The organism is Marivita cryptomonadis (assembly GCF_002115725.1).
Classification (GTDB): domain Bacteria; phylum Pseudomonadota; class Alphaproteobacteria; order Rhodobacterales; family Rhodobacteraceae; genus Marivita; species Marivita cryptomonadis.
Genome location: NZ_JFKD01000002.1, coordinates 127,691 through 141,058, shown reverse-complemented (window position 1 = coordinate 141,058; position 13,368 = coordinate 127,691). Strand labels below are relative to the sequence as shown.

The 13,368-nt window shown below is 58.9% G+C and carries 14 protein-coding genes; 12 read left to right on the top strand and 2 right to left on the bottom strand.

The annotated features are described in order from the left end of the window. Positions 1-51 precede the first annotated feature (51 nt). Genes pgsA through MCRY_RS02480 form a run of 4 tightly spaced genes read left to right on the top strand, consistent with a single transcriptional unit; the run spans position 52 to position 2,236 of the window. Positions 52-711: a CDP-diacylglycerol--glycerol-3-phosphate 3-phosphatidyltransferase gene (pgsA, locus tag MCRY_RS02495; protein WP_085627902.1), complete on the top strand. Its 660-nt coding sequence runs from the start codon at positions 52-54 to the stop codon at positions 709-711. Between the two features lie 4 nt (positions 712-715). Beyond that, positions 716-961, top strand: coding sequence for a molybdopterin converting factor subunit 1 (gene moaD, locus MCRY_RS02490; RefSeq protein ID WP_085627901.1), 246 nt, complete (start codon positions 716-718; stop codon positions 959-961). Next, on the top strand, positions 961-1,407 hold the full coding sequence (locus MCRY_RS02485; protein ID WP_085627900.1) for a molybdenum cofactor biosynthesis protein MoaE: 447 nt from the start codon (positions 961-963) through the stop codon (positions 1,405-1,407). Before moaD ends, MCRY_RS02485 begins: the two co-directional genes overlap by 1 nt. A gap of 58 nt (positions 1,408-1,465) precedes the next feature. Beyond that, on the top strand, positions 1,466-2,236 hold the full coding sequence (locus MCRY_RS02480) for an FCD domain-containing protein (RefSeq protein ID WP_085627899.1): 771 nt from the start codon (positions 1,466-1,468) through the stop codon (positions 2,234-2,236). A 44-nt stretch (positions 2,237-2,280) separates the two neighbouring features. Here MCRY_RS02480 and MCRY_RS02475 read toward each other — a convergent pair whose 3' ends face one another. Beyond that, a complete protein-coding gene (locus MCRY_RS02475; RefSeq protein ID WP_085627898.1) occupies positions 2,281-3,684 on the bottom strand; it encodes an aspartate aminotransferase family protein in 1,404 nt (467 codons plus the stop codon). Between the two features lie 65 nt (positions 3,685-3,749). Beyond that, on the bottom strand, positions 3,750-4,421 hold the full coding sequence (locus tag MCRY_RS02470) for a GntR family transcriptional regulator (protein WP_085627897.1): 672 nt from the start codon (positions 4,419-4,421) through the stop codon (positions 3,750-3,752). A gap of 179 nt (positions 4,422-4,600) precedes the next feature. Here MCRY_RS02470 and MCRY_RS02465 point away from each other — a divergent pair, with 179 nt between their 5' ends. The 8 genes from MCRY_RS02465 to MCRY_RS02430 all read left to right on the top strand — a co-directional run bounded on the left by MCRY_RS02465 (position 4,601) and on the right by MCRY_RS02430 (position 13,363). Continuing rightward, positions 4,601-5,686 (top strand): polyamine ABC transporter substrate-binding protein, encoded by a 1,086-nt coding sequence (locus MCRY_RS02465; RefSeq protein WP_085628149.1) that lies wholly within the window; start codon positions 4,601-4,603, stop codon positions 5,684-5,686. Positions 5,687-5,754: 68 nt separating this feature from the next. After that, positions 5,755-6,879, top strand: a complete 1,125-nt coding sequence (locus tag MCRY_RS02460) for an ABC transporter ATP-binding protein (protein WP_085627896.1) — start codon at positions 5,755-5,757, stop codon at positions 6,877-6,879. A gap of 3 nt (positions 6,880-6,882) precedes the next feature. Then, a complete protein-coding gene (locus MCRY_RS02455; RefSeq protein WP_085627895.1) occupies positions 6,883-7,773 on the top strand; it encodes an ABC transporter permease subunit in 891 nt (296 codons plus the stop codon). After that, positions 7,770-8,588 (top strand): ABC transporter permease, encoded by an 819-nt coding sequence (locus MCRY_RS02450; RefSeq protein WP_085627894.1) that lies wholly within the window; start codon positions 7,770-7,772, stop codon positions 8,586-8,588. The genes MCRY_RS02455 and MCRY_RS02450 overlap by 4 nt, the downstream gene beginning before the upstream one ends. After that, a complete protein-coding gene (locus tag MCRY_RS02445; protein WP_085627893.1) occupies positions 8,585-9,907 on the top strand; it encodes an NAD(P)/FAD-dependent oxidoreductase in 1,323 nt (440 codons plus the stop codon). The genes MCRY_RS02450 and MCRY_RS02445 overlap by 4 nt, the downstream gene beginning before the upstream one ends. A gap of 170 nt (positions 9,908-10,077) precedes the next feature. Further along, entirely contained in the window at positions 10,078-11,841 is a 1,764-nt protein-coding gene (gene ilvD / locus MCRY_RS02440) for a dihydroxy-acid dehydratase (protein WP_085627892.1), read from the top strand. An 83-nt stretch (positions 11,842-11,924) separates the two neighbouring features. Then, on the top strand, positions 11,925-12,527 hold the full coding sequence (locus MCRY_RS02435) for a dihydroxy-acid dehydratase (protein ID WP_139834083.1): 603 nt from the start codon (positions 11,925-11,927) through the stop codon (positions 12,525-12,527). Positions 12,528-12,589: 62 nt separating this feature from the next. Then, a complete protein-coding gene (locus MCRY_RS02430) occupies positions 12,590-13,363 on the top strand; it encodes a DUF6478 family protein (protein ID WP_085627890.1) in 774 nt (257 codons plus the stop codon). Positions 13,364-13,368 lie beyond the last annotated feature (5 nt).

Sequence of the window (13,368 nt, the reverse complement as noted above, 5' to 3'; positions counted from 1 at the left end):
ACACCAAAACGTCGCCTTTTCAGTCACACGCAGGCACGATAGGTAAAGGGCATGACGATGACGGTGCCAAATATCTTGACTGTCTTGCGCCTTCTGGCAGCGCCGGGAGTGGCCCTCATGTTCCTCTACTTCTCGCGCCCCGCTGCAGATTGGTTTGCTCTGATCCTGTTTGTCCTTGCCGCCATAACAGACTGGTTCGACGGCTACCTCGCCCGCGCCTGGAAGCAGGAAAGTAAACTGGGTGCGATGCTCGATCCGATTGCCGACAAGGCGATGGTTGTGATCGCCCTTATGGTCATCGTGGGCTATTCATCAATGTCGCCGTGGCTGGTATTGCCCGCGACCTTCATCCTATTCCGCGAAGTCTTTGTCTCGGGCTTACGCGAATTTCTGGGGGACACGGCAGGCACACTGAAAGTGACGCCGCTGGCCAAGTGGAAAACCACACTCCAGATGGTCGCCATAGCAATCCTGTTCGCACAGGGCGTCTTTGAGCACTACCTTGGTATGTCTGCCATGGGCATGAGCCCCGAGATAGTTCAAGGTGTGATGATGGGCGATATTGAAGACTTGCACGGTCTTTGGTGGAAACATGCCGGAATGGTCTGGACGGGAAATGCAGGTATCGTGCTGCTATGGCTCGCGGCATTCCTTACCCTGATCACCGGCTGGGATTACTTCCGCAAGGCCGCGCCGTTTTTGAAGGATTGACCAGATGGACGTGTTGTACTTCGCTTGGGTCCGGGAACGGATTGGATTGCCCAAGGAGACCGTGACCACGGATGCGGAAACCGTGTCGGATCTTGTGGCGGAACTCCGCGCCCGCGAAGACCGCTATGATCTCGCTTTTTCCGACCTGAGCGCGTTGCGAGTTGCTGTTGATCAGGAGCTCACCGACTTTGACGCGTCGATCAAAGGCGCACGGGAAGTGGCGTTCTTTCCACCAATGACGGGCGGCTGATGCGAATCGTCGTCCAAGAGGCCCCGTTCGATTTTGGAGCAGAGGCGGAAGCCTTTGCAAATGGTCGCCACGATATAGGCGCGATCGTCACCTTCACGGGCGTGGTGCGGGATTTCGGCAATGGCGGGCTGGATACCATGGAGATCGAACATTACCCCGGCATGACCCAAAAAGCGCTAGAAACGATAGCTGCCGAAGCGGTGACACGGTGGTCCTTGGGCGACGTTCTCGTGATCCACCGTTATGGACGGATGGAGCCGGGCGAAAAGATCATGATGGTTGCCACCGCAGCACCGCATCGCAAGGACGCGTTCGAAGCGGCGGAATACCTGATGGACTACCTCAAGTCCCGTGCGCCGTTCTGGAAGAAAGAACACGCAACGACCGGCGAGACCAATTGGGTGGCCGCGAAAGACGAAGACGAGAACGCGCTCTCGCGGTGGTAGCTTGTTTGATGGCATGATCGGTCATATGATTTGACCAATTCAACCAGTCACGAGCACCATGCCTTTTCAACCAGTCACCCCAGAAAAGCTGTCCACCTCGGTCACCCGCCAGATTGAAAAGCTGATCCTGCAAGGCATTCTGCGGCCTGGCGAACGTTTGCCGTCGGAGCGCGAACTTGCGGAACGACTGAATGTCTCGCGCCCGTCCCTGCGGGAATCCATCGCTGATTTGTCCGAGCGCGGTTTGCTGAGCAGTCGCGCAGGGGCCGGTGTCTACGTGGCAGATGTCCTTGGATCGGCATTCTCGGATGCACTGATCCAATTGTTTGCCAACCATGACGAAGCGGTGTTCGACTACTTGTCGTTTCGCCGCGACATGGAAGGTCTTGCTGCCGAACGCGCCGCACGCTTGGCGTCAGACACGGACCTCAAGGTCATCAACACTGTGTTCGAGCGCATGGAAGCCGCCCACCAAAAACGCAATCCCGGCGATGAAGCCGCCCTTGATGCAGAGTTTCATCTGTCGATCATCGAAGCCAGCCACAACGTTATCATGCTTCACATGATGCGATCGATGTACCAGCTTCTGCGCGAAGGCGTGTTCTACAACCGTCAGATCATGTTCCGCCAACGCACGACCCGCGCAACGCTGCTCGACCAGCACCGGGCGATCAACGATGCGCTGCAGGCGCGGGAACCCGAAGCAGCCCGCAAGGCTGTGGTGGATCATCTGACCTATGTGGAATCGTGCCTCGCGGACAACCGCAAGGCAGAGGCGCATGAAGCCGTAGCGCGGCAACGATACGAGCACACGCTGGCGAAGGGCTGAAATGCGTCAATGCATTTCAGCGAAACCATGAATGCTTTAGCGTCCTAGCTCGCCACGCGCGCTTTCATCAGCCCATCTTCCTTGAGCTTGGCGTGGCATTCGTCCAGCGACGTCCACGCGCGCGCGATCAACGTGTCGATCTCTTCGTGCGAAATCACCAGAGACGGTGAAATGATCATCCGGTCACCGACATGGCGCATGATCAGGTTGTTGGCAAAGCAGCGTTCCCGACACACGAACCCGACAGTTCCGGCTTCGGCCTCGAACGCCGCGCGCGACGCCTTGTCCGGCGTCAGGGCAATCGACCCCATCATGCCGATGATCTTGGCTTCGCCCACCAGCGGATGCTCTGCCAGGCTCTGGAACTTTTCCTTCAGATAAGGCCCGGTTTGCTCCCGCACGCGGGTCACGATGCCTTCTTCATCAAGGATACGCAGGTTTTCCAACGCCACGGCGCAGGCAACTGGATGACCCGAATAGGTGTAGCCGTGGTTGAACTCGACATTGTTGATGACCTCGGCCACCTCGTCACAAATCAGCGACCCGCCGATGGGCTGATACCCCGAGGACAGACCCTTCGCGATGGTCATGATGTGCGGGCGGATGTTCATGGTCTGGCTGCCGAACCAGTTGCCGGTTCGGCCGAATCCACAGATCACCTCATCCGCGATTAACAGGATCCCGTACTTATCGACGATGCGCTGAATCTCGGGCCAGTAGGTCTCGGGCGGCACGATCACGCCACCTGCGCCCTGCACCGGCTCTGCGATGAAGGCGGCAACCCGTTCCGGTCCAAGTTCCTCGATGGCTGCCTCAAGCTGACGCGCTCGCTCTAACCCGAATTCCTCGGGTGTCATGTCACCGCCTTCGGACCACCAGTTTGGCTGGTCGATATGGTGAATGTTCGGAATAGGCATGCCGCCCTGCATGTGCATGCCCTTCATACCCCCCAGCGAGCCAGAGCCTACGGACGAGCCGTGATAGGCATTCCAACGCGAGATCACGATATTCTTCTCAGGCTGGCCCTTCTCCGCCCAATAGGTGCGCACAAGCCGCAGATTGGTGTCGTTCGCTTCGGAACCGGAACCTGCGAAAAAGACCTGATTGAACCCCTCGGGCGCCAGTTCAGCCAGTTTCTGCGCCAACGCGATCGCCGGCACATGCGTCGTTTGGAAGAAGGTGTTGTAATAGGGCAGCTCTTCCATCTGTCGTGCTGCAGCCTGCGCAAGTTCCTTGCGACCATAGCCAATATTCACGCACCAGAGACCCGCCATCGCATCCAGAATGCGGTGCCCGTCACTGTCAGTCAGCCAAACACCATCCGCCCTCGTGATGACCCGCGCGCCTTTTGCGGCCAGTCCAGAACCATGTGTGAAAGGGTGCATGTGGTGCGCCGCATCGAGGGCCTGCAATTCTGCCGTGGGCATGTGGTTGGTGATGGTGACCATGGAAGCAAATCCTTTTCCAGAAGGTTGCTGCCAAAATATGATCAAATTATTTCAAGTCAATCGAATCAGATGAGTCCCTGACGGATTTGTTCCATGCCCTGCGCCACATCCCCCACCATCGCATCTGCCGCCGCTTCACCATCGTTTGACCCTAGGGCAGCCAACACATCCTTGTGACGGTCTGGAAGGTTGCGCGTTCCGAATTGCCCGCAGACCACTCGCAGCGATGGACCAAAGCGCAACCAAAGCCGATCCACCATCTCGGTCAGGATCGGCGCTTGCGCCAAAGCGTTCAGATCGGCGTGAAAGCTGTGGTTCTCGACAAGGTAGCGCTGAACATCTCCGCGCCGGATCGCGGCATCCAGACGCTGGTCGATCTCCACCAGCCGCACCACATCGTGTGGTGTCGCGCGATACGCCGCCCTCCGGGCAAGTTCAGGCTCCAACGCCTTACGCGCAATGCTCAGTTCTTCGATCGCCTGCGCATCCAGAACGGGGACTGCGATTCGGCGGTTGCCCAGAAATTCAAGCGCCCCTTCGGCTGTCAAACGGCGCAAAGCCTCGCGCACAGGGGTCATTCCGACACCCAAAGCTTCGGTCAAACCCTGAATCGTCACAGGTTGGCCGGGCTCGAATTCTCCGAACAGAATCTGATCGCGCAATTGGCGATACACCAGCTCATGCGCGGGCAAGCGGACCGGCTCGGCCATTGGTTTCAAAGAAATCTGTCCGGCCATCTCTTTCCTTACGAACTGCTGCACGTTTGGGCAGAATGCCTGATTACCTGCCTCTGACAAGTCATCTTGCACGTTCCAAACGGAAGTGGAAACATCTGGAGTATTGCCAGACCCGGCAAGATTTGATCAAATTCAAATCCACAGGGCCGGAAGTGCCCTGGGATCAACGGGAGACTTTCATGAAAACCCATCTGCTGACCATGACCGCAGGTGCCGCACTTATGGCTTCACTCGCAACGGCCGAGGAAGTGCGCGTCTACAACTGGTCTGACTACATCGACGAAGAGCTGCTCACCAAGTTCGAAGAAGAAACCGGGATCGACCTGATCTACGACGTGTTCGACAGCAACGAACTGCTCGAAACCAAGATGCTGGCCGGCGGGTCGGGCTATGATGTCGTGGTACCGACAGGCACGTTCTTGCAACGCCAGATCCAAGCGGGCGCGTTCCAGAAACTCGACATGTCGAAACTGTCGAACAAAGACAACATGTGGGACGTGATCGAAAAGCGCACAGCGCAATACGATCCCGGCAACGAATACTCGATCAACTACATGTGGGGCACCACTGGAATCGGTGTGAACACCGGCAAGGTGACCGAAGTTTTGGGTGCCGACGCGCCGATCACCTCGCTCGACCTCGTCTTCAACCCAGAGAACATGGAAAAGCTCGCCTCTTGCGGCGTGCATTTCCTTGACGCTCCGACGGAAATGATTCCTGCCGCTTTGACCTATGCAGGTCTCGATCCGGATCGTAAGGATGATGAAGCGCTGGCTGCAGCCGAAGAAGTTCTGATGGCGGTTCGCCCCTATATTCAGAAATTCCACAGCTCCGAATACATCAACGCACTGGCAAACGGTGACATCTGCGTGGCCTTTGGCTGGTCCGGTGACATCCTTCAGGCGCGGGACCGTGCCGCCGAAGCCGACAATGGCGTCGAAGTCGCCTATAACGCTCCGGTCGAAGGGGCTCTGATGTGGTTCGACCAAATGGCGATCCCCGTTGATGCCCCGAATCCAGAGGCTGCGCACACGTTCCTGAACTTCATCATGGACGCGCAGAACATGGCAGCGGCATCGAACTATGTGTACTACGCCAATGGCAACGCAGCCTCCAAAGACTTCCTGGTAGAGGATGTGATCGGCGATACCGCAATCTACCCGGACGAGGCCACGCTCGAAAAGCTGTATACCGTGACACCCTTCCCGCCGCGCGAACAGCGGTCGCTGACGCGGATGTGGACCAAGGTCAAGTCGGGTACCTGATCCGAAGCGCTTTAAATATCCGGCGGGGTTCTCCCGCCGGATAGTGTCTTGGCTCGGAGGTGCCTCAAGTGTCGCAAACCGTTTTCGCCCCGTGGGAAGACCCCAACGAAAAGCCGCTTATCCAATTCAAGAACGTCACCAAGCGCTTCGGTGACTTCGTCGCAATTGACAATCTCACGCAGGATATCTTCGCCAAAGAGTTCTTTGCCCTGCTCGGACCCTCGGGGTGCGGCAAAACCACCATGATGCGGATGCTTGCAGGGTTCGAGGCACCGACCCAAGGACAGATTTTCATCGCGGGTCAGGACATGGCTAAGATCCCACCGAACAAGCGTGCGGTGAACATGATGTTCCAGTCATACGCCCTGTTTCCGCATTTGTCGGTCTGGGAAAACATCGCCTTCGGCCTCAAGCGCGAAGGCAAAGACAAGGACGCGATCACGGCGCGCGTCGAAGAGATGCTGCGCCTCACCCGTCTGAGCAAATTCGCGAAACGCAAACCCCACCAGATTTCCGGCGGTCAAAGGCAGCGCGTGGCGCTTGCCCGCTCCTTGGCCAAAGCTCCGAAATTGCTTCTGCTCGATGAACCACTCGGCGCGCTTGACAAGAAACTGCGCCAAGACACCCAGTTCGAGCTGATGGACATCCAGGAAAAAACCGGCACCACCTTTGTGATCGTGACCCATGATCAGGAAGAGGCGATGACCGTCGCAAGCCGCGTCGCCGTGATGGACGAAGGCCAGATCATTCAGGTCGCCACCCCAGCGCAAATATACGAAGCACCGAATTCCGTCTATGTGGCGGATTTCATCGGCGACGTGAACATCATCTCAGGCCGGGCCAAGCCCAATGGCGAAAAGGTTGCGACGCAATGGGCCGAAGGCCAGCCTGACATCATCGGGACAACGGCCACGAAATTTGATGCCGGGCAGGAAATCCACTTTGCCATCCGCCCCGAAAAGGTCGCGATCAGCACAGAAGAACCGCAGGACGCCGCGAACAAAGTGCAGGGCAAAGTACTCGATATCGCCTATCTTGGTAACATCTCAACATATCACGTTGAATTGCCCACCGGCCATGTCATCAAGGCGCAGACCGCAAACACCCGCCGACTGTCACGTCGTCAGATCACATGGGAAGATCCGGTCTGGATCAGCTGGACAGACACCGCCGGTGTCCTGCTGGAGCGCTAGGGGATGCGCCGCTTCATCCTCATCGCGGTGCCGTACCTTTGGCTGGTTGCGCTTTTCCTGATCCCGTTTGTTATCGTTCTGAAAATCTCTCTGTCGGACGTGGCTCTGGCGCGTCCACCCTACATGCCGCAACTCGATTTCGCTGCCGGGTGGGAGGGGTTCAAAGCCTTCTTCGCTGCACTCGATTTCGAGAACTTCTGGTTCCTGACCACCGATGATCTTTACTGGAAAGCCTATCTCAGCTCGCTTCAGATCGCGCTCACCTCGACGGTGATAACACTGCTGGTCGGCTATCCCATCGCCTATGCCATGGCACGCGCGGCCCCGGAATGGCGGCCTACACTGCTGATGCTGGTGATCCTGCCCTTCTGGACCAGCTTCCTGATCCGCGTCTACGCATGGATGGGCATCCTGTCGAACGAAGGCCTGTTGAACCAGTTCCTGCTCTGGCTCGGCCTTATCAACGAACCGCTGACGATCCTGAACACCAACACCGCCGTCTATATCGGCATCGTCTACACCTACCTGCCTTTCATGATCCTGCCGATCTATTCGGCGCTGGAACGGATGGATGACAGCCTTCTGGAAGCTGCCGAAGACCTCGGGTGTTCCCGCCTGAGCGCATTTTGGCTGGTGACGATCCCACTGTCGAAAAACGGCATCATCGCAGGTTGTTTCCTTGTCTTCATTCCGGTGATCGGCGAATTCGTGATCCCGTCCCTGCTGGGCGGATCGGGCACCCTTATGATCGGCAAGGTGCTGTGGGAGGAATTTTTCTCCAATCGAGATTGGCCCGTGGCGTCGGCAGTGGCGGTGATCCTGCTCTTGATCCTCGTGATCCCGATCATCCTGTTCCAACGCAACGAACAAAAACAGCGCGAGGCCGAAGGATGAAACGGTTTTCCTGGTTCAACGCCACATCGCTCACGCTTGGCTTTGCGTTTCTCTACGTGCCCATGATCATCCTGGTGGTCTATAGCTTCAACGCGTCCAAACTGGTCACCGTCTGGGCCGGATTTTCGACCCAATGGTACGGCGAATTAATCCGTAACGAAGAATTCCTGAATGCTGCATGGGTCACCATAAAGGTTGCGGTGATGAGCTCGACCATCGCCACGGTCCTCGGCACAATGGCCGCCTATGTTCTGGTCCGCGCAGGTCGGTTCAACGGACGCACGTTGTTCTCCGGCATGATCTACGCCCCGCTTGTGATGCCCGAAGTCATCACAGGCCTGTCGCTCTTGCTGCTCTTCATCGGCATCGGATTGGACCGGGGCGTGTTGACCATCGTTCTTGCGCATACCACATTTTCGATGTGCTACGTGTCGGTCGTAGTGTCCTCGCGCCTCGTCAGCTTTGACAAGTCGCTAGAAGAGGCAGCACTGGATCTGGGCTGCTCTCCATTCGAAGCGTTCCGTCTTGTTACCCTGCCGATCATCGCGCCCGCCGTGATCTCGGGCTGGCTTTTGGCCTTCACCCTGTCGCTGGATGATCTGGTGATCGCAAGCTTCACCACAGGGCCATCCGCCACCACCCTGCCGATCAAGATCTTCTCGGCGGTGCGCCTTGGCGTCAGCCCTGAAATCAACGCGCTCTCCACGATCATGATAGCCATCGTCACAGTCGGAGTGATCACCGCGTCGCTGATCACCAAACAAGCGGCGGTCCGGCAGGCGCGCGACGAGCGTATGGCCGAACGCCCTGCATGAAGCGCATCTACGAGTCGGCAGCGTACGAGACACCACAGTCCTGTTGGTGGCGTGACACCAAACCACCTGCGGACCAGCCACGGTTGAATGGGGATCACAGAACCGAGGTTGCTATCATCGGCGGGGGGTTCACCGGCTTGAACGCCGCGCTGGTCTTGGCAAAAGCGGGTGTCGAAGCAACCGTCATTGATGCCGAACAGCCCGGTTGGGGCGCATCTGGGCGCAATGGCGGGTTTTGCTGCCTCGGCGGCTCCAAACTGAGCGGTGGGATGATGGCGCGCCGTTTCGGCCAAGACCAACGCGCCGAGTGGCACAAGACCGAACGCGCGGCGGTCGACCATGTAGACGCCTTGCTCTCGGACAACCAGATCAATGCCGACCGCCATTCGGACGGTGAAACGCTCTTGGCCCACACGCCGAAAGCCATGCAGGACATATTGGCCAGTCGCGATGACGCCAAGGCGACCTACGGCGTGACACCCGAGATCATCGCGGCAGAGGAACTCCGCCAACGCGGTCTTGGCGGCACGTTCTATGGCGGCATCACGCTGCCGATCGGCTTCGCGCTTAACCCCGCCAAATACCACGCAGGGCTGGCACAAAGCGCGCAGGCGGTCGGGGTGCAGTTATTTGGGCAATCACCAGCTTTGTCGATCGTCCGCACCGGTGCCACATGGCGCGTCACCACGCCCACCGGGACGATCACCGCCGACAAGGTGATCCTCGCCACCAATGGATATTCATCCGAAGACATCCCCGACTGGCTTCGCGCGCGGTATCTTCCGGTGCAATCAAGCATCATCGTCACCCGTCCGATCACCCAAAGCGAGCAAGACCGCCAAGGCTGGACCAGCCTTCAAATGTGCTACGACAGTCGCATCCTGCTACACTATTTCCGATTGATGCCCGATGGGCGCTTCCTGTTCGGGATGCGGGGTGGGTTGCGCGCCACGCCAAATGCCGAAGCCGCTCTGTCGCGAAAAATCCGCGCGGATTTCCACACGCTTTTTCCAGAATGGCGCAATATCGACATCAGCCATGAATGGTCCGGCCTGCTGTGCCTGATGCGCAGGCTGACACCTTTTGCGGGGGCTGTGCCCGATCACCCCGGCCTGTTCGCAGCCATGGGCTATCATGGCAACGGCGTCGCGATGGGCAGTTATCTTGGCGCGCGACTGGCTGAGACTGTGGTTGGGCAACCGCCTTCGGGGCCGCTGCCAGCTTTCCTCTCGGCACCTCCGGCACGGTTTCCACTGGGAACTTTGCGACGCCTGCTACTTGCGCCAGCCTATTCCGCAGCAACCCTGTTCGATCGCTAGAGCCGGCTTTCGAAAGGCGGTGGGCACGCTGTTTCGAAACTGCGCCTCAAGCGCGCTCGATCGCGCTTGCCCTTAACCATTTTGAAAAGACTAGAAACCCGCCCAATCTCTTGTGCCGCTCTCCCCGGTTCGCTATTCCAGACGGAACCACGAATTCAGGGAGGAGCGTCATGCTCAAGCGTCCATTCGACAAGTCGAAACTGCCCAGCCGTCACGTCACCGAAGGCCCCGAGCGCGCGCCGCACCGGTCGTATTACTATGCGATGGGCATGACAGAGGAAGAAATCCACCAGCCTCTGGTCGGCGTCGCCACCTGCTGGAACGAAGCCGCGCCCTGTAACATCGCCCTCAACCGTCAGGCTCAGGCCGTGAAGATGGGCGTGAAGCAGGCAATGGGCACCCCCCGTGAATTCACCACCATCACCGTCACCGACGGCATCGCGATGGGTCACGAAGGCATGCGCTCGTCGCTCGCCTCGCGCGAAGCGATTGCCGATACGGTCGAACTTACCATGCGCGGCCATTCCTATGACGCGGTTGTCGGCCTTGCCGGTTGCGACAAATCCCTGCCCGGCATGATGATGGCGATGGTGCGCCTCAATGTGCCGTCCGTCTTCATCTACGGCGGATCGATCCTGCCGGGACGTGCCCCGCAGGTCGACGAAATCCCTGCTGACTTCCGCTCGCGCGACCTGACCGTTCAGGACATGTTCGAAGCGGTGGGCCGTCACCAAAACAACGAGATGTCGGACAAGGCGCTCGACATGCTGGAACGCGTGGCGTGCCCAAGCGCCGGTGCCTGCGGTGGCCAGTTTACCGCCAACACCATGGCCTGCGTGTCCGAGGCGATCGGTCTGGCGCTGTTCAACTCCTCCGGCATGCCCGCGCCCTACGAATCCCGCGATGCCTATGGCGAAGCGTCGGGTCGCGCGGTCATGGACCTGATCGAGCAGAACATCCGTGCCCGTGACGTGGTCACCCGAAAGGCTCTGGAAAACGCCGCACGCGTCGTGGCCTGCACAGGTGGGTCGACCAATGCCGGTCTGCACCTGCCCGCCATCGCGCACGAAGCGGGGATCGAATTCTTCCTCGAGGACGTGTGCGAGATCTTCCGCGACACGCCCTATTTCGTCGACCTGAAGCCGGGCGGCACCTATGTCGCCAAGGATCTCTACGACGCAGGCGGCATTCCCGTCGTGATGAAGGAACTGCGCAAGGCGGGTCTGATCCACGAGGATTGCGTTACCGCCTCCACCCGCACCATCGGCGAAGAGCTTGACCGCATCGAACGCGAAGCGGACGGCAAGGTGATCTACTCCATCGAAACTCCGATCACCAAAACCGGCGGTGTCGTCGGCCTCAAAGGCAACCTCGCCCCCGAAGGTGCGATTGTGAAAGTCGCTGGCATTCCGGCAGAAGGTCAGATCTTTACCGGCCCGGCCCGCGTGTTCGAATGCGAGGAAGACGCCTTTGCCGCCGTCAAGGCGCGCGACTACAAGGAAGGCGAGGTGCTTGTCATCCGCAACGAAGGCCCCGCTGGTGGCCCCGGTATGCGCGAAATGCTGTCCACCACTGCGGCCCTGTCCGGTCAGGGCATGGGCAAGAAGGTCGCGCTTATCACGGATGGGCGCTTCTCGGGTGCAACCCGTGGCTTCTGCGTGGGCCATGTCGGCCCCGAAGCCGCACAAGGTGGCCCGATCGCTCTGCTTAAGAATGGCGACGTGATCACCATCGACGCGGTAAACGGCGCTCTGACGGTCGACCTCTCGGACGAAGAACTTGCCCAGCGCAAGGCGGCATGGACCGGCCCGCGCGAGACAATATACACGTCGGGAGCTATCTGGAAGTTCGCGAAACTTGTCGGCCCGACCTACAAAGGTGCCGTGACGCACCCCGGTGCCGAAGGCGAAAAACACGTGTATTCTGATCTTTGATCCGGATACGCACCACCTTCTATGCCGCGCTCTTGGGCGCGGCATACCTTGCCGGATGTTCCGAGACAGGCGCACTCGGGCGCATGTCATTACTCCAGAACCAAGAGACATCTGAGGCGCTGATGCTCGCCTCGACCCGACTTGCCGGGAATGCCATCACGGTGACTGGACCGGACGGCTATTGCATCGACCCGGCCACCATGCGCAGTACGGCAAACTCCGGATTTGCAGCCCTCGCCAGTTGTCACATCATGTCCGGCGGTCAATCCGGCCCCATTGTCGAACCAATGCTGATTACGGTGACCGTCAGCCCCGCATCCGGACCCGCCCCGAACCCGGCCGAACTCGCCCAAGCATTGGGCACGACGCTCTTGCAAAACCGCGAACTCAGCGCGCTGGATCTGGGCCAAATGGCGACCGGAGGAGAGGTCGCGTTTTCGGGCAGCGATCCCAAACACTGGCGCGGCGCGTTTGTACTTGGCCCACATATGATTGGTGTCACGCTCTATGCCCCGACAGACAGCCCGCTGCTCGGGGCGCAAGGGGCTGCGTTTGTGAATACGGTTTCTTCAGCCATTCGTGCTAATGCCAAAGTGGACGCATCAGCGCGTGCAGAACAGTCGCAATCGTCGGTTGATCCACTGGCGATGCGACTTGGCCGTTTATTTGCAAGCAACGATCTGTAATATGGCCCGCAACCGGAACGAAACAGTGACGGACAAAAGGCATCATTTAGGGCGAGCAGCTCATGACGGAAATGAAACCCGGTCTGCTTGATCGTGTCATTCAGCAATCGGCCCTCAGGCGGTTCCGCCGATGGGCTGAAACCGCTCGAGACATGGACCTCCGCGATTTGCGCCGGAACCGGGCTTCGGCGCGGCGCCTGAAATACTTTCTCGACGAATTGCTGCACGTGGCCGACGACCGCCTTGCTTTGCCGGTGATCGGCAATCAAGCGGTGCCGATCCCATATGATGCTGATTGGTCGTGGCGCCCCGAAGTGTGGTGCGGGCCGTTGCCCGTGCAGGGCATCTCGTCGGTTGCCAACAAGTCGATGCTGGGACAGGAAGTGACGCTGTTTCACGATTGTGCCCAATCCGAGCTGACGCTTCGCCAACTCCGCAACACGCACGCCGAGGATCTGGCGGCCTATGGTCTGCGCCTCGATGTGTTCCGGTTCGACGGCTCGTACCTGTCGCTGGTGATCGACCTTCCCACGCAGGCAACCGTCGACCTCAAACGCAAACACCTGATCCGCTGCGACTTGATCGTCGAACTGGAACGCCCGCTTGAAATTTTCGCCCGCTTGAACATCCAGCACGGGCCGAATACCGAACAAATCGTCCGCGAATTGCCCGTCAACGACCGTCAACTCTCGATGGAATTTGATCTTGCGTACACAAAGCTGAACGAGAAACGGATCGAAAAGATCTGGATCGACCTGATTTTCGAAAACCCCGAAATGAGCCAGGTCATCCTGCGCGACCTGTTCTTCAGCCGTCGCCCCCGAGCCGAGATGTGAGGACC

What these genes read in the sequence shown, in the direction of transcription:
- MCRY_RS02465 (WP_085628149.1), top strand. Translation starts at nt 4,601, where the DNA reads ATGAAAACCCATCTGCTGACCATGACCGCAGGTGCCGCACTTATGGCT.
- MCRY_RS02430 (WP_085627890.1), top strand. Translation starts at nt 12,590, where the DNA reads ATGACGGAAATGAAACCCGGTCTGCTTGATCGTGTCATTCAGCAATCG.
- MCRY_RS02470 (WP_085627897.1), bottom strand. Translation starts at nt 4,421, where the DNA reads ATGGCCGGACAGATTTCTTTGAAACCAATGGCCGAGCCGGTCCGCTTG.
- MCRY_RS02485 (WP_085627900.1), top strand. Translation starts at nt 961, where the DNA reads ATGCGAATCGTCGTCCAAGAGGCCCCGTTCGATTTTGGAGCAGAGGCG.
- MCRY_RS02475 (WP_085627898.1), bottom strand. Translation starts at nt 3,684, where the DNA reads ATGGTCACCATCACCAACCACATGCCCACGGCAGAATTGCAGGCCCTC.
- MCRY_RS02435 (WP_139834083.1), top strand. Translation starts at nt 11,925, where the DNA reads ATGTCATTACTCCAGAACCAAGAGACATCTGAGGCGCTGATGCTCGCC.
- ilvD (WP_085627892.1), top strand. Translation starts at nt 10,078, where the DNA reads ATGCTCAAGCGTCCATTCGACAAGTCGAAACTGCCCAGCCGTCACGTC.
- MCRY_RS02480 (WP_085627899.1), top strand. Translation starts at nt 1,466, where the DNA reads ATGCCTTTTCAACCAGTCACCCCAGAAAAGCTGTCCACCTCGGTCACC.
- pgsA (WP_085627902.1), top strand. Translation starts at nt 52, where the DNA reads ATGACGATGACGGTGCCAAATATCTTGACTGTCTTGCGCCTTCTGGCA.
- moaD (WP_085627901.1), top strand. Translation starts at nt 716, where the DNA reads ATGGACGTGTTGTACTTCGCTTGGGTCCGGGAACGGATTGGATTGCCC.
- MCRY_RS02455 (WP_085627895.1), top strand. Translation starts at nt 6,883, where the DNA reads ATGCGCCGCTTCATCCTCATCGCGGTGCCGTACCTTTGGCTGGTTGCG.
- MCRY_RS02450 (WP_085627894.1), top strand. Translation starts at nt 7,770, where the DNA reads ATGAAACGGTTTTCCTGGTTCAACGCCACATCGCTCACGCTTGGCTTT.
- MCRY_RS02445 (WP_085627893.1), top strand. Translation starts at nt 8,585, where the DNA reads ATGAAGCGCATCTACGAGTCGGCAGCGTACGAGACACCACAGTCCTGT.